At 70.5% G+C, this 736-nt stretch carries 1 pseudogene; it reads left to right on the top strand.

The features are described from left to right. Nucleotides 1-617 (top strand): annotated as a pseudogene (locus CIB93_RS38390) (IS5 family transposase); the annotation flags it as partial. Between the last annotated feature and the right edge of the window lie 119 nt (nt 618-736).

Below are 736 nucleotides of genomic sequence, written 5' to 3'. Positions count from 1 at the left end.
TGGCGTGACGTGCCCGAGCGGTACGGTCCCTGGGCCACACTGCACACCCGGTTCCGCCGGTGGGCCCTGGACGGCACGTTCGAACGGATGCTCCGGGCCGCCCAAGCCAGAGCGGACGCCGCCGGGGACATCAACTGGCTTGTGTCGGTCGACTCCACCGTCGTCCGGGCCCACCAGCACGCTGCCGGGGCACGAAAAGGGGGCTCCGCGACCCCGCACTCGGACGTTCCAGAGGCGGCCTGACCAGCAAGATCCACCTAGCCTGCGACGGCAGAGGCCGCCCGCTCGGCTTCGTCGTCACAGGCGGCAACACCAACGACTGCACCCGTTTCACCGCGGTGATGGAAGCGATCCGGGTGCCCCGGATCGGACCCGGTCGGCCCCGCGTCCGGCCCGATCACGTCCTGGGCGACAAGGGCTACAGCTCGAAAGCGATCCGCACGTGGCTCCGCCGGCGCGGCATCCCGCACACGATCCCCGAACGGGCCGATCAGGCCCGCAACCGGGCCCGGCGAGGCAGCCGCGGAGGCCGCCCGCCAGGCTTCGACCGCGAGGCATACAAGCACCGCAACGTCGTGGAACGCTGCTTCAACCGCTTGAAACAGTGGCGTGGCATCGGTGAGGTCGACTCGGGGCGCCCTGCTGGTGTTTCCAACAGTGGGTTTCCCCGAGCCGCCTCCCGAACCCGGCGTGCCCGTCTCCGGGCACCGGGCTCTCCACAAATCCCGTTCCAGGA

The organism is Streptomyces sp. WZ.A104, assembly GCF_002382885.1.
Lineage (GTDB): Bacteria > Actinomycetota > Actinomycetes > Streptomycetales > Streptomycetaceae > Streptomyces.
Note: the sequence above shows the minus strand (reverse complement) of the source record. Positions and strands in the feature narration are given on the sequence as shown.